At 32.0% G+C, this 25503-nt stretch carries 19 protein-coding genes, 1 pseudogene and 1 other annotated feature; of the genes and pseudogenes, 14 read left to right on the top strand and 6 right to left on the bottom strand.

Annotated features, from left to right (window positions below; all coding sequences use genetic code 11):
• Positions 1-74: 74 nt before the first annotated feature.
• The 5 genes from KPL50_RS03760 (at position 75) to KPL50_RS03740 (ending at position 6463) form a co-directional block, all read left to right on the top strand.
• Positions 75-746 (top strand): corrinoid protein, encoded by a 672-nt coding sequence (locus KPL50_RS03760; RefSeq protein WP_216297103.1) that lies wholly within the window; start codon positions 75-77, stop codon positions 744-746.
• Positions 743-1771, top strand: coding sequence for a methylcobamide:CoM methyltransferase MtbA (locus KPL50_RS03755; protein WP_216297102.1), 1029 nt, complete (start codon positions 743-745; stop codon positions 1769-1771). Before KPL50_RS03760 ends, KPL50_RS03755 begins: the two co-directional genes overlap by 4 nt.
• Positions 1772-1860: 89 nt before the next feature.
• Positions 1861-3666, top strand: a complete 1806-nt coding sequence (locus KPL50_RS03750) for an ASKHA domain-containing protein (protein WP_216297101.1) — start codon at positions 1861-1863, stop codon at positions 3664-3666.
• Positions 3667-3711: 45 nt separating this feature from the next.
• Positions 3712-4587: a uroporphyrinogen decarboxylase family protein gene (locus KPL50_RS03745; protein WP_216297100.1), complete on the top strand. Its 876-nt coding sequence runs from the start codon at positions 3712-3714 to the stop codon at positions 4585-4587.
• Between the two features lie 223 nt (positions 4588-4810).
• Positions 4811-6463, top strand: coding sequence for a glutamine--tRNA ligase/YqeY domain fusion protein (locus KPL50_RS03740; RefSeq protein WP_216297099.1), 1653 nt, complete (start codon positions 4811-4813; stop codon positions 6461-6463).
• A gap of 63 nt (positions 6464-6526) precedes the next feature.
• Here KPL50_RS03740 and thrS read toward each other — a convergent pair whose 3' ends face one another.
• From thrS to KPL50_RS03725, 3 genes are all read right to left on the bottom strand, one after another.
• Positions 6527-8464, bottom strand: coding sequence for a threonine--tRNA ligase (gene thrS, locus KPL50_RS03735; protein ID WP_216297098.1), 1938 nt, complete (start codon positions 8462-8464; stop codon positions 6527-6529).
• Between the two features lie 138 nt (positions 8465-8602).
• Positions 8603-8806: a binding site (T-box leader), on the bottom strand.
• Between the two features lie 81 nt (positions 8807-8887).
• A complete protein-coding gene (locus KPL50_RS03730) occupies positions 8888-9784 on the bottom strand; it encodes a polysaccharide deacetylase family protein (protein WP_216297097.1) in 897 nt (298 codons plus the stop codon).
• Positions 9785-9825: 41 nt separating this feature from the next.
• The gene (locus KPL50_RS03725; RefSeq protein WP_216297096.1) at positions 9826-10068 is read right to left on the bottom strand and encodes a hypothetical protein; all 243 of its coding nucleotides are present in this window, start codon (positions 10066-10068) and stop codon (positions 9826-9828) included.
• A gap of 363 nt (positions 10069-10431) precedes the next feature.
• Between KPL50_RS03725 and KPL50_RS03720 the strand changes: the two genes are divergently transcribed.
• Both KPL50_RS03720 and KPL50_RS03715 read left to right on the top strand, forming a co-directional pair.
• Positions 10432-12555, top strand: coding sequence for a bifunctional diguanylate cyclase/phosphodiesterase (locus KPL50_RS03720; RefSeq protein WP_216297095.1), 2124 nt, complete (start codon positions 10432-10434; stop codon positions 12553-12555).
• A 215-nt stretch (positions 12556-12770) separates the two neighbouring features.
• Positions 12771-13853 carry an NlpC/P60 family protein gene (locus tag KPL50_RS03715; protein ID WP_216297094.1) on the top strand — a complete coding sequence of 361 codons (1083 nt, stop codon included), beginning with the start codon at positions 12771-12773 and terminating at the stop codon, positions 13851-13853.
• A 103-nt stretch (positions 13854-13956) separates the two neighbouring features.
• Here KPL50_RS03715 and KPL50_RS03710 read toward each other — a convergent pair whose 3' ends face one another.
• The gene (locus KPL50_RS03710; RefSeq protein ID WP_216297093.1) at positions 13957-14175 is read right to left on the bottom strand and encodes a DUF1450 domain-containing protein; all 219 of its coding nucleotides are present in this window, start codon (positions 14173-14175) and stop codon (positions 13957-13959) included.
• 207 nt (positions 14176-14382) lie between these two features.
• Here KPL50_RS03710 and KPL50_RS03705 point away from each other — a divergent pair, with 207 nt between their 5' ends.
• Both KPL50_RS03705 and KPL50_RS03700 read left to right on the top strand, forming a co-directional pair.
• The gene (locus KPL50_RS03705) at positions 14383-15063 is read left to right on the top strand and encodes a response regulator transcription factor (protein WP_216297092.1); all 681 of its coding nucleotides are present in this window, start codon (positions 14383-14385) and stop codon (positions 15061-15063) included.
• A gap of 3 nt (positions 15064-15066) precedes the next feature.
• Positions 15067-16431, top strand: coding sequence for an ATP-binding protein (locus KPL50_RS03700; protein ID WP_216297091.1), 1365 nt, complete (start codon positions 15067-15069; stop codon positions 16429-16431).
• A 472-nt stretch (positions 16432-16903) separates the two neighbouring features.
• On the opposite strand, the gene KPL50_RS03695 is transcribed toward KPL50_RS03700, so the two are convergent.
• On the bottom strand, positions 16904-17815 hold the full coding sequence (locus KPL50_RS03695) for a transposase (protein WP_216297090.1): 912 nt from the start codon (positions 17813-17815) through the stop codon (positions 16904-16906).
• Positions 17816-18144: 329 nt separating this feature from the next.
• Between KPL50_RS03695 and KPL50_RS03690 the strand changes: the two genes are divergently transcribed.
• From KPL50_RS03690 to KPL50_RS03675, 4 genes and pseudogenes are all read left to right on the top strand, one after another.
• A complete protein-coding gene (locus KPL50_RS03690; RefSeq protein WP_216297089.1) occupies positions 18145-19116 on the top strand; it encodes a serine hydrolase in 972 nt (323 codons plus the stop codon).
• Between the two features lie 262 nt (positions 19117-19378).
• Positions 19379-19618 carry a FeoA family protein gene (locus KPL50_RS03685; RefSeq protein WP_216297088.1) on the top strand — a complete coding sequence of 80 codons (240 nt, stop codon included), beginning with the start codon at positions 19379-19381 and terminating at the stop codon, positions 19616-19618.
• Positions 19619-19685: 67 nt separating this feature from the next.
• Positions 19686-21908, top strand: a pseudogene (gene feoB, locus KPL50_RS03680) (ferrous iron transport protein B).
• Positions 21909-22179: 271 nt separating this feature from the next.
• Positions 22180-23904 (top strand): phospho-sugar mutase, encoded by a 1725-nt coding sequence (locus KPL50_RS03675; RefSeq protein WP_216297087.1) that lies wholly within the window; start codon positions 22180-22182, stop codon positions 23902-23904.
• 179 nt (positions 23905-24083) lie between these two features.
• Here KPL50_RS03675 and KPL50_RS03670 read toward each other — a convergent pair whose 3' ends face one another.
• Positions 24084-24353: a late competence development ComFB family protein gene (locus tag KPL50_RS03670; protein WP_164958080.1), complete on the bottom strand. Its 270-nt coding sequence runs from the start codon at positions 24351-24353 to the stop codon at positions 24084-24086.
• A gap of 496 nt (positions 24354-24849) precedes the next feature.
• On the opposite strand from KPL50_RS03670, the gene atoD reads away from it, so the two are divergent.
• The gene (atoD, locus tag KPL50_RS03665; protein WP_216297086.1) at positions 24850-25503 is read left to right on the top strand and encodes an acetate CoA-transferase subunit alpha; all 654 of its coding nucleotides are present in this window, start codon (positions 24850-24852) and stop codon (positions 25501-25503) included.

Genomic DNA, 25503 nt, shown 5'->3' with positions numbered 1-25503 from the left:
TAGAAAGTGAGGTGGATACTGGTTTTTAAATTAAATGTTTAGATATATTTAGATTAAAAAACCAGTAGTAATATATGTCAGATTTAAAAGAAAAATTATTACAAGCAATTTCTGATTCCGTGGTAGACATGGAAGAGGAGAATACTATAGAAATCACTAAACAATTTATTGAAAATAATTTTGATGCTTACGAGGGTATTGATATGGGACTCGCTCATGGAATGCGTAGAGCGGGACAATTATACGACGAGGAAGAATATTATATTCCAGAATTATTAATTTGCTCAGATGCTATGTATGCAGGTCTTGATATATTAAAGCCTCATTTAAAAAGTAAAGATGGGGATAAAAAACATAAGGTAGTCATAGGTGTAGTAGAAGGTGATACCCATGATATAGGTAAGAACTTGGTTAAGATTATGATGGAAACTGAAGGTTTTTATGTAGAAGATTTGGGTAGAGATGTACCTGCTATTAAGTTTGTAGAAAAGGCAGTGGAAATAAATGCAGATATTATATGCCTATCTACGCTTATGACTACAACTATGTGCGGTATGGAAGAGGTTATTAAAATATTAGAGAGTGAGAATTTAAGAGATAAAATTATGGTTATGATAGGAGGAGGCCCGGTATCATCTAGCTTTGCTGAAAAAATAGGAGCAGATGTATATACCGCGGATGCATCTAAAGCTGCTAAAACGGCAAAGAATTTGGTTAATAAAGCAAAGGAAGCCGTTAAAATATGATTACTCCAAAGGAAAGATTGTTTAGGGTTTTAAAAGGGGAAAAGGTGGATCGTCCACCTTGCATTTGCCCTGGTGGAATGATGAATATGATAACGGAAGAGTTAATGGATATTACAGGAGTTAAGTGGCCAGAAGCTCATAGTGATGCTGGAATGATGGCAGACCTTAGTTTGGGTGTTTACGAAAATGGTGGCTTTGAGAATTTTGGAGTGCCATTTTGCATGACAGTAGAAGCAGAAGCCATGGGAGCGTATGTATATATGGGTACGAAAATTAATGAGCCTAGGGTTACTAAGTATCCAATTAATAATGCTTTTGAATGGGGTAAATTGACCGATATAGATGTAAATGTGGGTAGAGCAAAAGTGGTGTTAGATGCAATTAAAATTCTAAAAGCAAAAAATCCACAGGTACCTATAGTGGCAAATTTAACAGGACCTGTGAGTTTAGCTTCTTCACTAATGGAACCTATGGTTTATTATAAGGAGCTTCGGAAAAGTCCGAAAGAAGCTCATAAACTTATGAAATTTGTTTGTGAGAATCTTATTATCTTTGGGAAAGCGCAGTTAGAAGCTGGAGCAGATATTTTAACTATTTCTGATCCTAGCGGAACTGGTGAAATATTAGGCCCCAAAATGTTTAGAGAATTTGCTTTGCCTTATTTGAACGCAATAATTGATGCACTAAAAGAAGATTGCGCGGGTGGAACCATCATTCATATTTGTGGAAGATTGAAAGGTATATACAGTGAACTAAAGGAGCTACATAGTAATGTTATAAGTTTTGATGCAATAACTAATGTTACTCAAATGGTAGAGTTTGTTGATAATAAAGTTATTATGGGAAATGTAAGCACCTTTGCGCTAGAGAATAATTCTAGGGAAGATATAAAAACTATAGCTGAGAATTGTATGAATGGTGGGTGTGATATTTTATCTCCTGCTTGCGGAATAGGTACAAAAACCAGTATGGATAATATTCGAAGTATGGTAGATGCGGCAAAAGAATATAGTAGGAAGATATAGTGAATTAATATAATAAATAATATAGAAATAGATACAGTTAATCAATAGAGAAAATATAATATAGGAAATAAACAATGAGGTAATATAATATGAGTTATTTAACAATTGCAAATACTGGAGAAAAATATGAATTTATAAGGAAAATTTCCCTATTAAATATAATACAAGAAAAGGGAATAGGCATGGAGGGTCCATGTGGTGGACAGGGCAGCTGTGGGAAATGTAAAATAAGAATCTTAAAAGGTGAGATAAATCAGCCAACAGAGGAAGAAGCTATCCATTTGACAAAAGAAGAAATAGTTCAGGGAATACGGTTAGCTTGCTATGTAAAACCTCAAAGTGATTTAACCGTAGGATTATTAGAAGACAAAAACATTAAACATGAAATTTTAACGCAGGGGTATATGCCTTCTCTAAATATAAATCCAATGATACACAAAAAAACTTACAAACTTATGAAAGAAAGCTTTAAAAAAGATTTATCCTATACAGAAATAATAGAAGAGGTTGTTCAGCAGAAAATACAACTTAATAACATTGATTTACTTAAACTTTTGCCAGAGGTTTTTCAGCAGGGTGAATTTACTACAGTTAATTCAGGTGAAGATATTATAGGCATAGAAGCAGGTAACACTATAGAAGAAACTTATGGAATAGCTGTGGATATTGGAACCACAACTGTTGTAGCATCACTAGTGGACTTAGTGGTTGGGGAAGAAATTGCCTCAGTGAGTGAAATAAATCCTCAAACAGAGTATGGGTTAGATGTACTTTCTCGAATTGCCTTTGTTCAGTATAATCCTAAGGGGTTAGAGCTATTACATAAGGGCATTATCAATTGCTTAAATAGCTTAATTTCGAAGTTATGCCAAGAGAAAGGTATAGAAACTCCTAGTATATATGAAATAACAATAGCTGCAAACGCAACCATGCTGCACTTACTATTAGGTGTTAATACAAATTCTATAGGAAAAGCGCCCTATACACCAGTGTTTAAAAAGGCTCAAAATATTTCAGCAGGGAGCCTTTCCATAAATATATCACCCTTTGGTAGGGTATACTGTCTGCCCTCAGTGTCTAGTTTTATAGGCGGAGATATTACAGCAGGAATAGTAGTTTCAAAGCTTTCAAAAGTAGATAAAAACGTATTGTTTATTGATATAGGAACTAACGGGGAAATAGTAATATCAAAGGCCGGACAACTTTCTTCCTGCTCCTGTGCTGCGGGGCCGGCACTGGAGGGTATGAATATTAGCTGTGGCATGAGAGCGGCAGAAGGTGCCATTGAAGGTATAAAAATTTATGAAGATAAAATAAGCTTAAAAGTAATAGGTAATAAAAGCCCTGTAGGTATTTGTGGTAGCGGAATTTTGGAGTGTATTTCAGAGATATGGCGGGTAAGACTTATTGGAAAAACTGGCCGTATAAAAAAGAAAGAGGAAGTATTGGAAATCAATCCTGGTCTACAACATTTAATAGTAGAGGAAAATGGGAAACGAAAGATACATATTGCAATGGGAACTGTGGAAATATATATAACACAAAAGGATATTCGTCAGGTGCAATTGGCAAAAGGGGCTATTTCATCTGGTTTTTATGCGTTACTTAATTTAATGCAAATAGATATGTTAGATTTACAAGAGGTGATTATTGCAGGACAATTTGGTAAACATTTAAATGTGGATAGCTTAATAGGTATAGGCCTAATTCCGGAAGACTTAAGGGACAAAATAACTTATGTGGGAAACTCATCTAAATCTGGGGCAGCCATGTGTTTATTATCACAACAGGTAAGAAATGAAATAGAAACTATAGCTAAAGATGTAAATTATTTTGAGCTTTCTACCATGGAGGGCTACGAGAAACTATTTACGAAATGCTTGGGATTTTCTTAGAAAAAATGTAGTGCCACCCAAGTGGGTGGCACCTAGGAGGTAAAAATGCAGGATAAATTGGATTTTAAGTGCGTTGGAGATAATTTTGAACAAATACCAGAAGAAATTATTGAAGATTTAAGATTAAAATTTCCAGAGATACATAATAACTCGGGTGATATGGTAAAACTATCTATAGAACTAAAAAAACATAATAGGGATGGTTTATGTAGATTACCCTTTTGTGTAACGGTAGAAGCAGAAGCTCTAGGCGGGGACATAAAACTTGGAGATGAAAAAATAGGTCCAAGAGTTAATAAATATGCATTTGATAACTTAGAAGGATTAAAGAATATTAAAGAAATTGAATTTACAAAAGGACGCATACATAAAGTACTCGCAGCAGTGGAAGAATTAAGTAGCCAAGGAGAAATAACGGTTTTAAATGTAGTAGGTCCAATGACAATAATATCCTCACTTATGGATCCAGTAGTATTTTATAAAGGCATAAGAAAAAACAGAAAAATTATTGATGATTTTATAAAAGTCATTGAAAATAGTATTGTGGAATATATTATGGAAGGCTTTAAGAGTGGCGCAAGCATAATATCCTATGGCGACCCAGCTGGAGCTTTGGACATAGTTGGTCCAAAGATATTTAGTGAGATAAGTGGAAAAGCTACTTATAGTATATTGAAAACAGTTAAGGAAAAGTCAAATCATGGCATGATTCATATTTGTGGAAAAACCTCTACAGCTTTAGAAAAAATGGGATTTGTACAATCAGAATCTACGGTATATGATAATCAGCTTACTTATGGTGCTGCTCTAATAGACTTGTTAGAAAAAAGCAAAGAACTTGTGTTTATAGGGCATAGGTGCATTAAAACAACGCCTTATAAAGGCGGAAATTGTAATATGTGGAACATTAAATTATCTTGAGGATAACCACTTTAGAAGGAGAATTATATAAAATACCATAAAAATCCTAGGAAAAAATCTATTTTTGTGATATATTTATTAGAATATAGAGAAAATTTAAAAGCCAGCGAAATTACAAGTATACTAGCTTACAAGTATGATTATTTGCTTGTAAGGCGCTTACAAATAATAAAATTATCCGTAAAACTTACGCATAAGTCAGATTAAAAGGAAGGTGACAAATATGGAAAACAAAACTATTTCATCAAATTTTATAAGAAATATTGTTATGGATGATTTAGAAAGCGGAAAACATAGTGAAATCATAACTCGTTTTCCACCAGAACCAAATGGATATTTGCACATTGGGCATGCAAAATCAATTATTTTAAATTTTGAATTAGCAGATGAATTTAAAGGTAAGACAAACTTACGTTTTGATGATACGAACCCAGCAAAGGAAGATAAAGAGTACGTTAATTCCATAGAAGAGGACATAAAATGGCTTGGATATGAGTGGGATGAACTATTTTTTGCATCAAACTATTTTGATGAAATGTATGATCGTGCTGTATTACTAATAAAAAATAACAAAGCATATGTTTGTGATTTAACAGCGGGTGAGATGAAAGAATACAGAGGAACACTAAGAGAGCCAGGAAAAGAGAGCCCATATAAGAATAGAACTGTGGAAGAAAACTTAGATCTATTTGACCGTATGAGAAAAGGTGAATTTGCAGACGGAGAAAAGGTTCTAAGAGCTAAAATCGATATGAGCTCACCTAATATAAACATGAGAGATCCAATAATTTATCGTATGTCTCATGCAGAGCATCATAATACAGGTGATAAATGGTGTATTTACCCTATGTACGATTATGCGCATCCAATTGAAGATGCGATTGAAGGAATTACACATTCAATTTGTACCTTAGAATTTGAAGATCATCGCCCTCTATATGACTGGGTTATAAACAATTGTGAAATGGAACATAAACCAAGACAAATAGAATTTGCAAGATTAAATATAACAAATACTGTAATGAGTAAAAGAAATCTTAAGCAATTAGTAGACGAGGGCATAGTAGATGCTTGGGATGACCCACGTATGCCAACTATAGCTGGACTTAGACGTCGTGGCTACACTGCAAATGCTATACGTAATTTCTGCAGAGAAATTGGAGTTGCAAAATCTAACAGTACAGTAGATGGCCAAATGCTTGAGCATTTTATAAGAGAAGATTTAAGCGCAAAAACACCTAGGACTATGGCAATTCTAAAACCATTAAAAGTAGTTATTACAAACTACCCAGAATCTCAAGTTGAAATGCTAGAAATTGAGAATAATCAAGATGATGCATCTATGGGAACTCGTCAAGTATCATTCTCAAAAGAAATATATATAGAACAAGAAGATTTTGTAGAGCATCCACCAAAGAAATATTTTAGATTGTTTCCTGGAAACGAAGTAAGACTCAAGGGAGCATATTTTATAAAATGTAATGATTTTGTTAAAGATTCAGAGGGGAATGTATGCGAAATACATTGTACTTATGATATTGAAACTAAGAGCGGCAGTGGATTTACAGGAAGAAAAGTTAAAGGAACAATCCATTGGGTAGATACAACAAATGCAGTGTCAGCAGAATTTAGGTTATATGAGCCTTTAATTTTAGATGAAGAGCAAGAAGAAGGAAAGACTTTCTTAAATCAAATTAATCCAAATTCAATGGAAATTTTGCAAGGATTTGTAGAACCAAGCATGGAGGAGTCAAAGCCACAGGATAAATTCCAATTCTTTAGACATGGATATTTCAATGTAGATTCTAGGTATACGTCGCAAGATAAACTAGTGTTTAACAGAGTAGTGTCTTTAAAAAGTTCTTTTAAGGTTTAAACAAAATATAATATTTAACAAACATAATAAAAACCGGTTCAGGAATTCCTGAACCGGTTTTTATTATAATAGTCTAGTTTCTATTTCATTTTTAATTCGTGCAATAAAGGAATCTAGTGCAATTGCACCTTCATCATCATTTCTGCGACTTCTAACAGAAACTTCATTTAATTCAGCTTCTTTTTCACCAACTATTAGCATGAAAGGTGCTCTTTCATTACGAGCTTCACGGATTTTGTATCCGATTTTTTCTGCTCTAAAGTCTCCCTCTACTCTGATGTTCGCTGCTTTGAGCTTTGCTACTACCGTATCTGCATAATCATGATACTTTTCAGAAATAGGTAATACCTTAACCTGTAATGGTGCAAGCCAAGTTGGGAAAGCACCTGCATATTTTTCTATTAAAAGGGCAAGTGTTCTCTCATAGCAACCAATTGAAGTTCTATGGATAACATATGGACGTTTTTTAACTCCATCTTTATCAACATAAGACATATCAAATCTTTCTGGTAGTGAGAAGTCAATTTGTACAGTAATTATAGTATCTTCTTTACCATGAACATTTTTGATTTGAAGGTCAAGCTTAGGGCCGTAGAAAGCAGCTTCACCAATAGCTGTTTTATAGTTTATTCCTAAGTGGTCTAGTATATCCTTCATCTTAGATTCAGTATCTGCCCAAGCTGCTGGGTTGTCGATATATTTTTCTTTGTCATTTGGATCCCCTTTAGAGAATCTATAAGTGATATCATCTTGGAGCCCTAATGTTTCCATGAAATAGTTAATTAAAGCTACAACATCCTTAAATTCTTGTTCTAGTTGATCAGGCCTAACAATTAAATGACCCTCAGATATAGTAAATTGTCGTACCCTGATAAGACCATGCATTTCACCTGAAGACTCATTTCTAAACAATGTTGAAGTTTCAGCATATCTAATTGGAAGGTCACGATAACTCTTTTGATCAGCATTATAAATTGTGAATTGGAATGGGCAAGTCATTGGGCGAAGTGCCATAACTTCCTCTTCTTTAGATTCATCCCCAAGGACAAACATTCCGTCTTTATAATGATCCCAGTGACCAGACATTTTATATAAATCGCTCTTAGCCAAAAGAGGAGTCTTAGTTATAACATAGCCTCTTTTTTGCTCTTCATCTTCAACAAAACGTTCGAGTAGTTGGATTACCCTTGCACCATTAGGCATAAGTAGTGGTAAACCTTGACCAATAACATCAGAAGTTGTAAAGAATTTTAGTTCACGCCCAAGCTTGTTATGGTCTCTTTTTTTAGCTTCTTCCACTCTTTCTATATGAGCATCTAAATCAGATTTTTTTGTAAAGGCAGTTCCGTATATACGACTAAGCATTTTGTTTTTTTCGCTACCTCTCCAGTATGCTCCTGCAACTTGAGTAAGTTTAAAGGCTTTTACATACTTTGTAGACATTAAATGTGGACCTGCACAAAGATCTGTAAATTCTCCATGTTTGTAGAAGGATAAAACTGCATCCACTGGTAGATCTTCGATTAATTGAACTTTAAAATTTTCATCTTTTTCTTCCATTAAAGCTATGGCTTCAGCCCTTGAAAGTTCAAATCTTTCTATTTGTAAATCTTCTTTAACAATTTTCTTCATTTCTTCTTCTATTTGTTTAATTTCCTCAGCAGAGAAAGAACCTTGTTTATCAAAATCGTAGTAGAAACCTCCATCTATAGCAGGTCCTATGGCAAGTTTTGTACTAGGAAATAATCTTTTTACTGCTTGAGCTAAAATGTGAGTAGCACTATGTCTGAAGGCTCTTTTGCCTTCCTCATCATCAAAAGTTAATATACTAAGTTCAGAGTCCTCAGTAACTTCGAAACGTAAATCTACAGTTTTACCATTGACCATGCCAGCACAAGCAACTCTTGCAAGTCCCTCGCTAATATCTCTCGCAATTTCGATTACTGTCATTCCAGATTCATAAGCTTTCATTGAACCATCTTTTAATTTAATATTTATCATATATATTACTCCTTTCTTTTTTACCTTCCAAGGTATCTTAAAAAAATAACTAGAGCATAATATTATGCACAAGTTTTTAAAAACATATTTTTTATTTTTTATAAAACAAAAAAAACCTCATCCCAATTCTAACTATAGAAAAGGGACGAGATTATAATTTCCCGCGGTTCCACCCAAATTGTTTATAAAAATAAACCACTTTATAATTATAACGGAATTACCGGACTTTATTGGAGTCACTCAGAGGTAGTCTTCAGCTACTTCCATTTAAGAACACTTTCAGCTAATGTATTCTCTCTCTGTAAACGGTATATGGCTTACTTTTCTCTTCGCAGTATTAAATTATTTAATTAAGAGTAATTATAGCACTTACAATAAGAATGTCAAGGTAACAATAATATTAGTCTATGTTATATGATTCGTTTATGTTACTACTTTAAATTGTGGTGCATAAATATCCTTAGAAAGTACATCAAAGATAAATCCTTGATTTTTGAGACCCTGAATGATTTCAGGTAAGGCTTGTACAGTAGTAGTCTTTGGTTCTAAATCATGCATCAATATAATGGGGTGCTTAATTTGACTACTTTGATTCAAAACTGCTTGTACAATAATATTTTTGTTTTGACGATAGGTGGAAGCATCGCTAGAATCAACATTCCAATCAAAGTATTTATAGCCTGATGCATTCATCTCTTTAATTATGGCAGTCATTATTTCCTTACCACCGTAATCAGAACTGATATTATTATTAGATCCACCCGGATATCTTAAAATATGATTAGATTCCTTGCCAGTTACTTCAGTAAGAAAGTCATCTAATTTTTTTGTATCTCTTTTATAATTTTCCACAGATGAATAAACATTTTTATAATCATGACTATAAGTATGATTTGCCAAGGCATGTCCATCATCAGAAATTTGCTTATATAAATACCTTAAATTAGGGTGACCATTTACAAAAAAAGTAGCTTTTATGTCATATTGTTTTAGGATTTTTAATATCTCTAGTGTGTTTGCTGATGGCCCATCATCAAAAGTTAAATAAGCTATTTTTGCATTTTGTGAAGTTTGTTTATAGGAAGTTTCATTTTTTTTGATACTGCTTTGAAGATTTTTATTTTCTGATCTTAACTTCTCATTATGGGAATGCATTTGGTTTATTTCTTTATGTAATAAAGCACTTTCATTTACACTTTTTACAACGGTTGCTTCACCAACAGCTGCTTTCACAATTGAAGAAATAAATAAAGTAAGAATAAAAACTTTTACTAATAGAAGTGATATTGAACCCTTTTTCCTTTTTCTTGAAGTTCTCATAGTACAACCTTCCTTTTTTAATTTATTTTAATTTTCTTATATTAATTTAAAGTAATTTTTAATTTACTAACTTTTTCTTCAACCTTCGCATTTGTTTTAAGGAGCTGATAATTAATTTCCTTTAAATTTTTATTTTCAGATTTTAGGGACTGAAATTTGGTTTTTAAATAATCATTTTCTATTGTAGTATCTTTAATTTTGCTATTATTTATAAAATAAACAAATATTGAACCTAAAAATAATATAATAAAAAGAATAGTGGCAAGTACATTGTTTTTTTTCATTTCATAAGCTCCTTTATTAAATATTTACCGATATATAATATAATACGATATATTATATTATAATACATTACGATAAGGTTACAAACATAAATTTTAACAATATTAGCTAAAATATAGGATGAAATTTATTGAAAATTATTCTATTATATAAGTATATACAAATTTATGGTTTATATTGTATAATTATACTTCCTGCAATTAATTATAGAAACCTTAATTTTTTTAAAAAAAATTAAATATAAATTGTTGAAAACTATTAATAAAAATCATAATTTGACGATAATTATAAAGGATAATGTTAAAGTGAAAATAAAATATAAAACGGGCTGAATTGCACTGTAAATGTTAATAGGAGGAGTCTAGGTGAATGAAAAAAAAATTGACTTAAATAAGATTGCAAAAAAACAATTAAAGATGAATAATGAGGTACCTAATATTGATTGTTTATTTCAAGATGATACTGGACTAAAAAGGATGCCACTGAAAGTAACTTTGTTTTATGCCTTAATTGGTGGACTTTGGATATTATTTTCAGATAGAATTTTAAACTATCTTATTGAAAGTAAATCTTTAATGGTACATGTGCAAACCATCAAAGGATGGGCATATGTCTTAATATCGTCTTTTATAATATATATTTTAATTAATGAATTTACTAAGAAAAGTAATTCTTATTCTCATACATTAAAAGGGAATTATCAAGAAATTCAAGCTACCTATGTGCAATTAATAGCTGCAGAAGAGGAGCTAAGGGCACAATTTGATGAATTGAATGAAAAACAAGCAATAATTGAAAAAAGTGAAGAAAGATATAAATTGGCTTTAGAAGGATCTAATGACGCTATATTTGAAATTGACCTTATAACTAATGAATTTTTTTCTTCGGATAAAATTAGTGAGATTACGGGATATGACAAAGATTCAATAACCTCATTAAATGGTTTGCTTAAGCTAGTTTCAAAAGAAGATAGAAGAATTGCGGTAAATGATTTTAAGGATCACATTAGTGGTAAAACATTACATTATCAAAGCAGCCTTAAAATTATGTTTAACGGCGGAGGGGATAAATGGGTTTTAATTAGAGGCAAGTGCCTGAGAAATAAAAAGGGCATTGCAACGAAAATTTCTGGCTCTGTCACAGATATTTCTGGACAAAAGGATTTTGAAGAAAAAATTAATAAATTGAAGTATTATGATATATTAACAGAGATACCTAACAGAAGACTATTTATTAATACCCTGGGGAATGAGATTATTAATGGAAGGGATAAAACCGTTAAACATGCTGTATTGTTTATTGATTTAGATAATTTTAAAGAGATTAATGATACATTAGGTCATGATTATGGAGATGAATTACTGAAAGAGGTTGCAATATCTCTAAAAGCCTCTATTAGACAAGGGGATCTTGTTGCAAGGGTGGGCGGAGATGAATTTTTTATTTTAATGAAAAATACTGAGGATTACACAATCATAAGCAACCTATGTGAAAAAATATTAGGTGTGCTAAACTGTGAAATAAGTATAGCTGGTAAACAAGTATATACTTCAGCAAGTATTGGTATTACTGTTTTCCCGGATGACGGTAACGAAACTAATATACTATTAAAAAATGCAGACACTGCAATGTACAGTGCTAAATATAATGGTAAAGCTAAATATTCTTTCTTTAATAAGAATATGAGTGATATAGTGGTGAGAAGGGTTGAAATAGAAAAAGGCTTAAGGAATGCACTTCAAAATAATGAGTTTGAAATTTATTATCAACCACAGATAGACATTATAAACAATAAAATAAAAGGGTTTGAGGCACTTTTAAGATGGAACAATTCTGAGCTTGGAAGAATATCTCCCGCAGAGTTTATACCTGTGGCAGAGAATAGTGGACTAATAATTCCTATGGGTGACTGGATTATAAAAACTGCTTTCCTACAAAGTAATTTATGGAAAAGCAAAGGATATATATATGATACTATTGCAATAAACTTATCAGCAGTTCAACTTCAGAATGACAAATTTGAAGAAAATCTAAAAAGGATTATAACTGAAACAGAAGTGAATCCGAGATTTGTGGAACTGGAAATTACAGAAAGTATTCTCATGAAGAATTTTGAAAAGAGTGTTAAATTACTTACAGAAATCAGAGACTTAGGTATAAACATTGCCTTAGATGACTTTGGAACAGGATATTCTTCTCTTAGTTATTTAAAACAGCTACCTATAAATACATTGAAAATAGATAAGTCCTTTATCGATAATATTGTTACAAATGAAAGAGAAAAAGCCATAGTAGATGGAATAATACAACTTGCACAAAAAATTGACTTAGACGTTATTGCCGAAGGAGTAGAAACAAAGGAACAAATTAAACTATTGCAAGGCATAGGTTGTAATCAGATTCAAGGCTATTATTTTAGCAAACCTCTTCCAGCGGATGAAATTGAGGAAAAATTCTTAAAAACAAATTGGATTCAACCATATAATTAGAAACAAAGAGCTGTGATTTTTTAAAATCACAGCTCTTTGTTTCTAAAAAAAATAATAAATATTAATAAGGTATGTTCAATAGAAAATATTTATGCTACAATAATACATAAATGTATAATTAAGTAAAAAATAAACCTTCACAGAAACTACGTAAGGTTTTGATACATTTTGTGTATGATTTATTATTAAAGCCTAAACAACGAGGGGGATGTAAAATGAAGCATGTTTTTAAAAATATGGCAATTGTGACAACCTTATTTTTTACTTTAAATATAACTGCATTAGCGGCTGAGACAAATGCTAAGTTACAACCACAGAAGGATTTACTAACTAAAATCCAAACCGAAAGTCAAGCAATTGAAAGAAAAATAGAAGAATTTGATAATGAAATTGAGAAAAATATGGCTAAAACAGAGGAGAATAAAATTAAAATATTACAAACTGAGAAGGCAATTAAAAGTGCAGCAGAAGAGATAAGTATGGTTGAAAATAAAGCAAAAAAGGAACAAGAATTATTTGATAGTAGAATGCGAACCATGTATATAAATGGCTTTGAGGGGTATACCAGTATATTACTAAATTCAGAGAGTTTTGGAGATTTTATATCAAGAGTAGAAAATATAAGAATAATAATAAAGTTTGATGAAAAAATAATGAATGAGTTTGAAGCCATCCAAGATAAATTAAATGAAACCCAGATTTGTTTAAATAATACGAAGGTTGAATTACTAGATTTGCAGTTAGACAACAATCTAAAGTTAGAGAAGATAATCCTCGCTAAAGAATCACAAAAAAAATTGATAAACCAGCTAAATATCAAGGAGAATCTTCTTATAGATGGGACAAGTAAGTCTCAAGTATTATCAAATAAAAGCACGACAAAACCAAGCGAAATGCAAAAATCAGTGGCTAAAATTATGCCTTCAAGAGGAGCAACTAATTTATCAAAAGATTCTATAATAGACTATGCTTCTAACTTTCTTGGTACACCATATTTATGGGCTGGGACATCACCTTCTACGGGCTTTGATTGCTCAGGATTTACTCAATATGTATATGGACATTTTGGGATATCGGTAGGAAGGTCCACATCTGATCAGATAAATGATGGTATACGGGTAGCTAAAAACAATCTTCAACCGGGGGATTTAGTGTTTTTTGGAAGCGGCAATAATCCTCAGCATACAGGAATTTATGCTGGGAATAATAATTATATTCATTCTCCTCGCAGCGGAGATGTGGTTAGAGTTTCACCTATGACAAGAACAGATTATATAACAGCTAGACGAGTGAGGTAACTGCCAGTCTAGTAAAACAAAAAAATATACCCTCAGACGGGCATTCAAATAAATAACAAGTCATTAGCCTTAGCATATTGACTTGTTATTTATTTTTAAGCGTCTAAGGGATTAATAATTTGCTGATTATAATATCATACAAATTTTCTTCATCACTACCCACTAATAGTTCCTTGTTAACCATAGCTACAGGATGTGACTTACATTTATGACACTTTCCAAAACATTTTTTCATGGATATCTTTATATTTGGATGAGTTTCAGTTATCATAGTAATAACAGTATCGTTCCATTGATTATGCTTACAAAATTTAACTTTCATCGGATCAACTCCTTAAAATGTAGCGCATTTAGATGGAAAAAGTATATATTTATATTCTATGCTAAATCTTAGGGGAATAGTGCAAAATAATGGGGGACGGTTAACAAATGATTAAACAAATCAAAAATAGTGGGGGACGGTTAACAATTAATTGCTTCTATATTCATTAATATTTGTAAATTGGATTTTAAAGAGGAGTGATTTGACATGGATAATATATTAATTATTGAGGATGAAGAAAAGGTTTCGGAAATACAGAAGGCATATCTCGAAAAAGCAGGGTATAATGTTTATTGCACCACAAAGGGTATGGATGGCATAAGGCTTTTCGAGAAAATACCATTCAGCTTAGTTATATTAGACTTAATGCTACCAGACATATCTGGGGAAGAAGTGTGCAGTATTATAAGAAAAATTTCCCAGGTTCACATATTTATGCTTACTGCAAAGAGTACTTTAGAAAACAGGATAGAAGGATTAAACCTTGGGGCAGACGAGTATTTAGTTAAGCCTTTTAGCCCACGAGAACTAACGGCAAGAGTAAATGCGCTATTTAGAAGACTTAATATACATGAATCTGAAACAAGAGTTTATAATAATGGCGATTTGGAAATTAATTATGAAAAAAGAATAGTTAAGGTACGCGGGGCGGAGATATCTCTTACACCAAATGAATTTGACATAGTAAATATTCTCTCATCTAATGGGGGCAAAGTATTTAGCAGAGAGCAGCTCATTGAGAGAATTATGGGGATAGATTTTCAAGGGTTTGATAGAACAATAGATGTACATATTAAAAACATACGTAAAAAGATAGAAGAGGACAGCAGGAATCCTAAATATATAGTAACCGTAACTAGAATTGGTTATAAATTTGGTGGTGAATAATTTATGCAAAGCATAAGAAAAAGATTAAGTATTATTTTAGTATGTACTGCTATATTGGCGCTTTTTATATCCACGCTATTGGTAAATATAACAATATCAACAACCTTTAACAAGTACTTATTGGAAATACAGAATAAGAGGAATACTAGAATAGTTACATATTTAGAAGATGTATATAAGAAAAATGGTAAGTGGTCGGAAACTTCCGGAATAGAAATTTCCCATGAAGCTTATATGAGCAACTATTGCCTTACACTTAAAGATGTAAATAACAAAGTGCTTTGGGGAATGAATCCTAATGAAATTGTTAACAACATGAATGTCAATATGCAAGTTAAAGATGGAGGAGTTTATAATACAAGCACCTTCGATATAAAATCTGGGGGCAAAATTGTAGGGTATATAGAAATAGGACAATACGCACCAGTACTATTATCCAAAGAAGATGTAGATTTCAAGGTCTCAATAAATAAGAGCATTATTTTAAGTGTTCTACTTTCAATTTTAATAACAATATTAATTAGTTTATTTATTTCAAAGCAATTTTCTAATCCTCTTAGGCAAGTTTCAAAGATATCAGTTCACCTTTCAAATGGTAATTATGATGAAAGATCACAGGATAAGAGCAATATTTTAGAACTTGAGGATTTGAGAAATAGCATAAATACACTTGGAGACAAGCTTCAACATCAGGATGTTCTTAGAAAAAGATTGATATCAGATATATCACATGAAATTAGGACGCCTCTTAACATTCTCCAAAATAATTTTGAAGCAATGATCGATGGTATTTTTCCAGTGGACAATGAGAGACTATCTTATCTTAATGAAGAAGTTATTAGGTTTGGAAAACTTATAGATAATTTAAATGGACTAAAGGAAATTGAAAGTGAAGAAACCAGTTTAAGTATGGAGAAGATTTCACTGAAGGATATTTTATCCTCAGTTGTAAATGAATTTGAACTAGTAGCAGAAAATAAGAATCTTAAAATGACATTAGAATGTGATATAAGCAAACAATTCAATATTTTAGGGGATACAGATAAAATAAAACAAGTAATTATTAATATACTTTCAAATGCGGTTAAGTTTACTAAAGAGAATGGTAAAGTAAATATTACGTTAAAAGAAGCAGATGAAAAAGTAATATTAAAAATAAAAGATACAGGCATTGGAATTAGTAAGGAAGATCTACCTTATATATTCGAGAGGTTATATAGAGGAGACAAAAGTAGACATGAAACAGCAGGCACAGGAATAGGGCTCACCATAGTAAAGAATATATTGATCCTTCACAAAGCAAGCATAGAGGTGAAAAGTGAAGAAGGGAAGGGTAGCGTGGTTATTGTTTATTTTAAAAGGGGTTAGTCACTTGGACTGACAAGTGGACACTGACAAACAGGGACGAACAGGAACAGGGACGGTTAACAATTAGATTAATAAATTAACAGGAACAGGGACGGTTAACAATTAGATTAATAAATTAATAAAAGAATGGGCTAAATAGTGGGGGACGGAAACAATTAGTTAGCCTATTCCTTAAAAGGTAGAAGTTTTTTAAGAAAAACTTCTACCTTTTAATTTTTAAATACATTTATTAACGGCTTGTTTTAATTACTTTTAGGATATATGCGTATATTTCTTTATTTTAGATGATTGTCCAATTTTAATATATTAAAAATAAGTATCAACTATTTTCAGATTTTTTGTAGTTAATACAACAGAACAGTGAATATATCTTTTGGGTAAATATTTAAAATGAAATTTAATTATTAGCTTTAGATTAGGTATCAAGGCTAATAATGAAAGAGATAATAAAGCACCTGTATATGAGTATTTGCTAAGTATAACATTTAATAAAATCTCCGATAATACTTTCATATTTTTCGTCAGTACTAATTAATTCAATGCCTATGACAGTTAATTGAGACACTCTAGCCTGCGTAATATTTCCAAGAATGATGGATATATCACTGGACTTTAAATTACCAAGGCTCCTCATTAGAACAATTGTTAATGCTTTTGCATGTACAAGCTTTCTACTATACTTAACATTAAGAAGAAGCTTTGATACATTCATCTTTGAGGTTATGAAATCTATTATATCTTCAGGCGTGAAATATCTGAAAAGTACATTTCTTCCACTTCTATATTCTGTTTTTTCATCTTTAAATTCGATCTCTTCTTTTAATTTTTCATCGTTGCATCCAAAAACAAGACTATAGTAGTTTTTCCTTGCAGTGCCAAGGTCATTGCCAAAAAAGCCCAAGACAAATCCATAATCAACTATGTTGAAATGGTCACGTCTTTTACCAATATATATTCCTAAACTAGAAAAAGCATATTTCTCAGGACAACCTTTAAATTCTCCTATATCTGTAGGATTATTATGTATATATAAGGAGACAGTCTTCAAGTATTGGCCATTATCAACTATTATACTCTTGAATCTATCTTTAAAAAGATGTCCATCTCTTTCATGTTTTTTATTAAAGTACATTGCGTAAGAAAAATTTATTCCGTGCATGACTTTTGATATATCTGCACCATTAGCATCGACCAATAAATGTGCATGGTTATCCATAAGGCAATACCCGTAAATTTTAACATTATAGAGCTTTTTATACTTCTTCACAAGTGATAAATACTTTTCCTTATCTTCAGAATCCCTGAATAAATCTACCTCGCTGATACTTTTGCACATAATATGAAATATAGCATCAGGTGCCTTTAATCTTGCCTTTCTTGCCATAAAAAATCAACCCCTACTCCTAAGCTTTTTTTAAAATTATTGCCTATGGATCGAGATGATATTCACATTCTTATGCATAATTTAATTATTTAAACAGTTATTAACCGTCCCCACTATCCCGTCACTATTCTCATTGAAAAATAAAAAAATATAATGTTTTGACGAAAGTTGAGGTATAATGGAGTTATTAGAAAGGAAATTTATAAATTTTTTGTAAAATTGTCATTATAATTGCATAGAAAAAATATGCTTTAATAGTAAGAGGATTTTAAGGGGATAAGATTTATAATTGATATCCCTATCATAGATGGACAAGGGGGAATGGTTAGATGAAAGGTAAGGAATTTTTCATTTCATTAACAATAATAATGGCATTCTTTGCAACATTAAGTATAAGTAAACAGCCCATAGTAGCTAGAGAAAATATTGCTACGTTTGATTATATTTCCACTTATAATAAAAGTAATAATTATGGAATATCCAAAGCCATATCTAAAATGGACTATGAAGATCTAGTGTATAAACAGGAATTAGAGCACAAGCTAAGTAAAGTAGCAGAAAATGCTGTGAAACAAGCTCAGTTAGACAACTTAGAAAAAGAGATTAAAACTTTTTTAGGAGAAAATATAAACAAAGTTGGTTTAGTTTACTATGATATAAATTCTAAAAAATTTATTGAAATAAATCAGGACAAACAGTTCGTAGCGGCTAGTACAATAAAAGTACCTATAAACATGCTTATGTATGATATGGTTCAGGAACAAAAAATTGATATAAACGAAAAATTATTATTTAAAGAAGGCGATTTCGAAGAAGGTGCAGGAATACTTCAAGAAACGGATTTAAGTAAACCTATTGCACTCAAGACCTTAAGTGACTATTCGATTAGGTATTCGGACAATATAGCTATAAATATGATTTTAAGAAAAGTAGGTAATGAAAATAAATATGATTATATCGAAAAAATCGTTGCACATCCTATAGTACATAGTGGAAATAATACTACACCAAAGGATTCTTTTAAAATCTTAGAAAAATTATATTTAAATCTTGATAAAAATAAATACTACAGTGCTATGATTGAAACCATGAAAAAAACAGAGTATCATGATAGGATAGATAAGTATATTCCTAAGGCAATTGTAGCTCATAAAATAGGCGACTATGGCGAATGTGTAAACGATATTGCCATTGTAAATAAGGAAAATCCATATATTCTTGTAGTTTTCACACAGAACCTGACCGAAGCAAATGAAGTTATCGCACAAGTGTCTAAGCTTGTATATGAAGCCCAAGAATAATAAGGGACAAGTACTCTAGAGTAATTATGAGATTTAAAATATTTAAAGCATGTATGCCAGAATATATTTTGGCATATAAGAAAAGTATAACCCACGTAAAATTAATTTTACATGGGTTATACTTTTTTTATTTTCAGTGACGATTTCAACTTTAAATTCATAATATAATGCAAAGGCACATTCCAATAAATATACTATCGCCTTTGGCATCTTAGTTATTATCATGTGCCTAAATACCTTAACTTAGCGAAGAGGTGATAAAATGGAAAATACATCAATAAAACTAACAGAAATTGCCGTAGGCAAAAAGGTCCAAGTGGTAGAATTATGTTCAATAGGCTTATCAAGACAACGAATGCTGGATTTAGGGATAGTACCAAATACTATTATCCATGTGCTTAGACAAAGTCCCTTTGGAGATCCTACTGCCTACCTTATAAGAGACACTTGTATTGCACTAAGAGAGGAAGAAGCAAAGAATATTATGGTAAGACACATATAGAAGCAACTCTGACATGGCAATCTGTAAAGTAAAAGGATGCAAATAGCAATAGAAAAGGGGAAGAAATATGGGGCTAACTCACAGTTCCAGCACCAAGCAAGGGTTAAAGGATCTATTTAATGTAGAAAAATTAAAGGAAGAGGATTACGTAATTGCACTTGCAGGAAATCCTAATACAGGCAAAAGTACGGTGTTCAATGCACTAACAGGACTTCATCAACATACAGGAAATTGGCCAGGTAAAACTGTAGTAAACTCTCAAGGGAAATATAGTCATAGAGAAACAGACTTTATTATTGTGGATTTACCAGGCACTTATTCTCTTCTCGCAAGTTCTGTAGAAGAAATAGTAGCTAGAGACTTTATATGTTTTGGAAAGCCAGATGTAACAGTGGTGGTTTTGGATGCCACCTGTATTGAGAGAAATTTGAACTTGCTTTTGCAGGTAATGGAGATTACGGGTAATGTAGTAGCTTGCATAAACCTCATGGATGAGGCTAAAAGTAAAAATATAAGAATAAATATTGAGGCCTTATCAAAGGAATTAGGTATTCCAGTTGTACCAACTACTGCTAGAAGTAATATAGGAATGCATATTTTGAAAGACAACATATATGATTTATGCACTAATAAAATTCATACCTGCCCAGTACAAATTCAATATCCTAAGAGCATTACAGCGGAGATTCAGAAGCTCACCCCAATGCTCAATTCAATTTTTATGGATAAAATTAATACTAATTGGCTTGCACTAAGACTTTTGGATGGAGATGAATCCCTTTTGAATTCTATAAGTAAATATCTGGATTATGACCTAGGCATCTTAAAAAAATAGATTAGCATACTGACTAATTATTTTTAAAGGGTGCCTACACCAGCAATTAATAGGAAGGTGTAAATATTGAACTTAAAGAAAGACATAAATATAAAGGCAATTTTAGAAGAAACCAAAGTTTTTAGAGCTAAAAACAATGAAAAAATAAGAGACACCATTGTGTCCACTATTTATAAAACTGCAGAGGACATAACTAGAAAAACTGTTACGAGGGACACTGAAAGATTGTTATCGGGGCAAAAAATTGATGACATAGTCACCTCTAAAAAAACTGGTATCCCTATCATGATACTACTACTCGCGGTGGTGTTTTGGCTTACAATTCAAGGAGCAAATTACCCTTCGCAACTTATAGCAAAATTCTTATTTTGGATAGAGGCAAAGCTTGGTTTATTCTTTATCTATATAAATGTCCCACTTTGGCTAAATAACCTTTTAGTATTAGGAGTATATAGGACTTTTGCCTGGGTAGTAGCTGTAATGCTTCCACCTATGGCGATATTCTTTCCTATATTTACACTCCTAGAGGATGGCGGATATCTGCCTAGAATATGCTTTAATTTAGATCATGTTTTTAAAAAAGCTTGCTGTCATGGGAAACAAGCACTAACCATGTGTATGGGCTTTGGTTGTAATGCCGCAGGTGTCATAGCATGTAGAATAATAGAATCTCCAAGAGAGAGACTCATAGCAATTGTAACCAACAATTTTGTACCCTGCAATGGAAGATTCCCCACTTTGATAGCTCTATCAATGGTTTTTGTAGGCGTGAGTTTTTCCTCAGTTACCAGCTCTATTATAGCTGCATTAATGGTAGTAATTTTAGTACTTATAGGGATAGGAATTACCCTACTATCCTCCTACGTACTATCAAAAACAATATTAAAAGGCATGCCCTCAAGCTTTACCCTAGAGCTGCCACCCTATAGAAAACCTCAACTTGGTCGAGTACTATATACATCTATAATTGATAGAACAATGTTTGTACTAGGTAGAGCCATAACTGTAGCAGTGCCTGCTGGAGCTATAACCTATATTCTTGGAAATATAATAATAGGAGATATAAGCATACTAGCTCATGCAGCAAATTTTATAAACCCTTTTGCCAAAATGATAGGACTCGACGGGTTTATCTTAATAGCTTTTATTTTAGGTTTTCCAGCAAACGAAATCGTCCTTCCTATTCTTTTAATGGCATACCTATCAAAAGGGTCTATGCTTCAGTTTGAAAGCATAAGTCAGCTTCGAGAAATTCTGCTCAATAATGGTTGGACTTACTTAACGCTAATAAATACCATGTTATTTTCACTACTGCATTTCCCTTGTGCTACAACAGTATGGACTATCAAAAAAGAAACAGGCAGTATAAAATGGACATTGCTGTCTATACTAATGCCCACAGTCATAGCTATAATCATTTGTTTTTGTACCACTCAAATCTATAGAATCTTTTAAACCAAAAGCCCGGGGACGGTTAACAAATTTAAGCATTAACCAAAAATCATGGGGACGGTTAACAACCCTAAAGCATTAACCAAAAATAGCAACACCAAAAGGGACGGTTAACAAATAATTAAATAAATATTTATTTAATTATTTGTTAACCGTCCACACACGTCCCATGCATCCCTGCGAAAACACCTAAAAAAGTCTTGTTTAAAAAACATAGGAAATAATGTATAATGTTATATAATATTAGTAATTATTTGGAAAGGTGTGAATTAAAATGACTTATATGAAAAAATACGAAGAGTGGTTAAATAATGAATACTTTGATGAAAAGACCCGAGAAGAATTAAAGTCAATAGCCGCAGACGATAAAGAAATCCAAGACAGGTTTTACATGGATTTAGAGTTTGGAACTGCAGGGCTAAGAGGGAAATTAGGCGCGGGTCTTAACAGAATGAACATATACATTATTTCAAGAGCAACTCAAGGACTTGCAGATTATATTAAAGGTTATGGCAAGGAATATATGGATAGAGGCGTAGCTATAGCTTACGACTGTAGACATTTTTCTGAAAAATTTGCAGCTACAGCAGCGCAAGTTTTAGCAGCAAATGGAATAAAGGCTTATTTATTTGAAGAATTAAGACCTACTCCAGAATTATCTTATGCGGTAAGAACATTACATACTGCCTCAGGAATAGTAGTAACTGCTAGCCACAATCCTCGCGAATACAACGGATACAAGGTATATTGGGAAGATGGCGCGCAAATTTTATCATCTATTGCAGAAGATATAACAGAAAAAATTCAGAGCATTTCAGACTTTAGTGCTATAAAAGTCATGGATATGGAAGAAGCAAAGGAAAAAGGATTAATAGTAATGCTTGGAAAAGCCATGGATGATGAATACTTTGAAAAAGTAAAAGGTCTAGCTATAAGAGACGACGTAGATAAAGATATAAAAATTGTGTATACTCCTCTAAATGGAACAGGAAATATACCTGTAAGGCGTGTCCTAAAGGAAAGAGGTTTTACAAATATAATAGTAGTGCCAGAGCAAGAGAATCCAGATCCAGACTTTACAACAGTTGGATACCCAAATCCAGAGGATGTAAAGGCCTTTAAATATGCTCAGGCTCTTGGTAAAAAAGAAGAGGCAGAGTTACTTATAGCTACAGACCCAGATTGTGATAGACTTGCCATAATGGTTAGAGATAAAAATGGTGAATATGTTGCCTTCAATGGTAATCAAACAGGAGCTATTTTAATAAAATATATAATAGAAGGAATGAAAGAAAAAGGCACACTTCCAAAGAATGCAGCCATAGTAAAATCCATAGTAACAGGGGATCTAGGCAAGGCAATAGCTAAAAAATATGGTGTAGAAACCTTCGAAGTACTAACAGGCTTCAAAAACATTTGTGGTAAAATTCCTGATTTCCAGAAGGACAATAGCAATGAATTTATCTTTGGATATGAAGAAAGCATTGGATATGTTGCTGGTACTTTTGTTCGCGACAAAGATGGGGTAATATCCTCCATGCTTTTATGCGAAGCAGCAGCTTACTATAAATCACAAGGAAAAACTCTAATAGATATACTAAATGAGATCTATGAGGAATTTGGGTATTATAGAGAAAATCTATTATCTATAGTTTTAGAAGGTATTGAAGGCCAAAAGAGAATTTCTAGAATGATGGTAGAATACAGAAAAGACAATCCAAAGACTTTAGGCGACGCAAAGCTTATTAAATATATAGATTATGATATACAAAAATCTTATGACATAACTCTTGGCACAGAAGAATCTACTGGAATTCCAGTATCTAATGTACTTAAATTTTATTTTGATGATGAGAGCTGGTATGCTGTAAGACCTTCAGGTACAGAACCGAAAATTAAAATATATATGTATTCTAAGGGGAAAACTTTAGAAATATCAGAAAAGAAATTAGAAGAAATGAAAGAGATAATCGTAGGAAAACTTCAAAGCACAAAATAGAAATACAAAAGGGAGCCCTACCAATACATGATTTCAACTTCACAATCTAGAGCATAAAAATACCCAATAGAGTAGGCATATTATTGTCACTCTATTGGGCTTATTTTAGTTCAAACTGTTTATGCAGTGTTAAAATCAATTTCCATATGAACATTTACTTAATCAGCGTTAAACCTTATCTAATGCTTTGGATTAGCAGATACTATGTCTATAGCTTTTGTAATAGCCATGACAACATTAATTTGTTCTTGTTTATCAACTTCATTTAGTGCTTTCGTATATATTTCACCTTGCTCAGAAACAATATATTTTGTGGACAAGGCGTTCAATGCTAAAGCCTTAATATCCAATTTACACTTTTCACATTTACAAATAGTATCATATCTTTGTAATATCTCGTCTAACAGTTTGCTTACTTCTATTTCAGAAAAATTCTTCAAATTATACATTATAAACCTCCTAATGCTTGTCTCGTTAGATAATTAATATAAAAATTATAGCACAGATATTCACTATTTTATATACAAAATTTAGCATATTTTATAATGCATTTTCATTGAGGATTCAAAGAAATTCATCTGTAATTTCTTTCATAGGAAGAGTTACTTACTCAGCGTAGCTTCAATTTTTACCATATAAATAAATGTATTTTTGCAAACAATTACAGAAAATTATAAAAAAATACAATTTTCTTGTAAAACCTTGTATATAAATTTTTAAAGGACTATAATTAAATCAGAAATAAAAAATAAAATTTAATAATTCCACATAAACACACAAATACATAAATACAATTGCGGAAGAAGAGTTTTTTCATTGCATTAACAGTTTTAGTATTTTGTTAATTAAGGCACTGAAAACTCAGGGTCTTTTTTGTTTTAAAATAAAAATAAACATAAGTGTTGCAAAGTTTACAATTGTACTAAAATAAAGGAGGGGAAGTAAATGAATAAGGTTGTATCTTTAGATAGCGTTAGACCATTACTTAAAGACGGAATGTCAATAATGATAGGTGGATTTTTAGCCTGTGGAACACCAGAAAAGATGATAGACTTATTAATAGAATCAAATGTTAAAAATTTAACTATAATAGCAAATGATACAAGTTATGTAGATAGAGGTATAGGGAAACTTATAGTTAATGGACAAGTTAAAAAGGTTATAGCTTCTCATATAGGAACAAATGCTGAGACCGGAAGACTTATGACAGAAGGAAAAATGGAAGTAGAACTTGTACCACAAGGAACATTAATTGAGAGAATAAGATCAGCGGGAGCTGGCCTTGGTGGAGTGCTTACGCCTACAGGAGTTGGTACTATGGTGGAAGACGGAAAACAAAAACTTACTATAGAGGGAAAAGAATATTTATTAGAACTTCCAATTAAAGCAGATTTAGCACTTGTTTATGCAAGTGTGGTAGATGAAATTGGAAATGCAGTTTATTATGGAACGACAAGAAACTTTAATCCAACTATAGCTACTGCTGCAGAAATTGTAATAGTAGAAGCTAGAAGTATCGTTAAAGCAGGAGAGCTTGATCCAAATAATATTGTTACTCCAGGTGTATTGGTTGATTATATAATAGGGGAGGCTAACTAA

The organism is Clostridium sp. CF012 (genome assembly GCF_018861755.1).
Classification (GTDB): Bacteria; Bacillota; Clostridia; order Clostridiales; family Clostridiaceae; genus Clostridium_AD.
This window is presented reverse-complemented; position numbering and strand designations above follow the sequence as displayed.

What these genes read in the sequence shown, in the direction of transcription:
- KPL50_RS03760 (WP_216297103.1), top strand. Translation starts at nt 75, where the DNA reads ATGTCAGATTTAAAAGAAAAATTATTACAAGCAATTTCTGATTCCGTG.
- KPL50_RS03745 (WP_216297100.1), top strand. Translation starts at nt 3,712, where the DNA reads ATGCAGGATAAATTGGATTTTAAGTGCGTTGGAGATAATTTTGAACAA.
- KPL50_RS03755 (WP_216297102.1), top strand. Translation starts at nt 743, where the DNA reads ATGATTACTCCAAAGGAAAGATTGTTTAGGGTTTTAAAAGGGGAAAAG.
- KPL50_RS03690 (WP_216297089.1), top strand. Translation starts at nt 18,145, where the DNA reads ATGAAAGGTAAGGAATTTTTCATTTCATTAACAATAATAATGGCATTC.
- KPL50_RS03695 (WP_216297090.1), bottom strand. Translation starts at nt 17,815, where the DNA reads ATGGCAAGAAAGGCAAGATTAAAGGCACCTGATGCTATATTTCATATT.
- KPL50_RS03730 (WP_216297097.1), bottom strand. Translation starts at nt 9,784, where the DNA reads ATGAGAACTTCAAGAAAAAGGAAAAAGGGTTCAATATCACTTCTATTA.
- KPL50_RS03670 (WP_164958080.1), bottom strand. Translation starts at nt 24,353, where the DNA reads ATGTATAATTTGAAGAATTTTTCTGAAATAGAAGTAAGCAAACTGTTA.
- KPL50_RS03710 (WP_216297093.1), bottom strand. Translation starts at nt 14,175, where the DNA reads ATGAAAGTTAAATTTTGTAAGCATAATCAATGGAACGATACTGTTATT.
- KPL50_RS03700 (WP_216297091.1), top strand. Translation starts at nt 15,067, where the DNA reads ATGCAAAGCATAAGAAAAAGATTAAGTATTATTTTAGTATGTACTGCT.
- KPL50_RS03675 (WP_216297087.1), top strand. Translation starts at nt 22,180, where the DNA reads ATGACTTATATGAAAAAATACGAAGAGTGGTTAAATAATGAATACTTT.
- thrS (WP_216297098.1), bottom strand. Translation starts at nt 8,464, where the DNA reads ATGATAAATATTAAATTAAAAGATGGTTCAATGAAAGCTTATGAATCT.
- KPL50_RS03750 (WP_216297101.1), top strand. Translation starts at nt 1,861, where the DNA reads ATGAGTTATTTAACAATTGCAAATACTGGAGAAAAATATGAATTTATA.
- KPL50_RS03685 (WP_216297088.1), top strand. Translation starts at nt 19,379, where the DNA reads ATGGAAAATACATCAATAAAACTAACAGAAATTGCCGTAGGCAAAAAG.
- KPL50_RS03705 (WP_216297092.1), top strand. Translation starts at nt 14,383, where the DNA reads ATGGATAATATATTAATTATTGAGGATGAAGAAAAGGTTTCGGAAATA.
- atoD (WP_216297086.1), top strand. Translation starts at nt 24,850, where the DNA reads ATGAATAAGGTTGTATCTTTAGATAGCGTTAGACCATTACTTAAAGAC.
- KPL50_RS03725 (WP_216297096.1), bottom strand. Translation starts at nt 10,068, where the DNA reads ATGAAAAAAAACAATGTACTTGCCACTATTCTTTTTATTATATTATTT.
- KPL50_RS03715 (WP_216297094.1), top strand. Translation starts at nt 12,771, where the DNA reads ATGAAGCATGTTTTTAAAAATATGGCAATTGTGACAACCTTATTTTTT.
- KPL50_RS03740 (WP_216297099.1), top strand. Translation starts at nt 4,811, where the DNA reads ATGGAAAACAAAACTATTTCATCAAATTTTATAAGAAATATTGTTATG.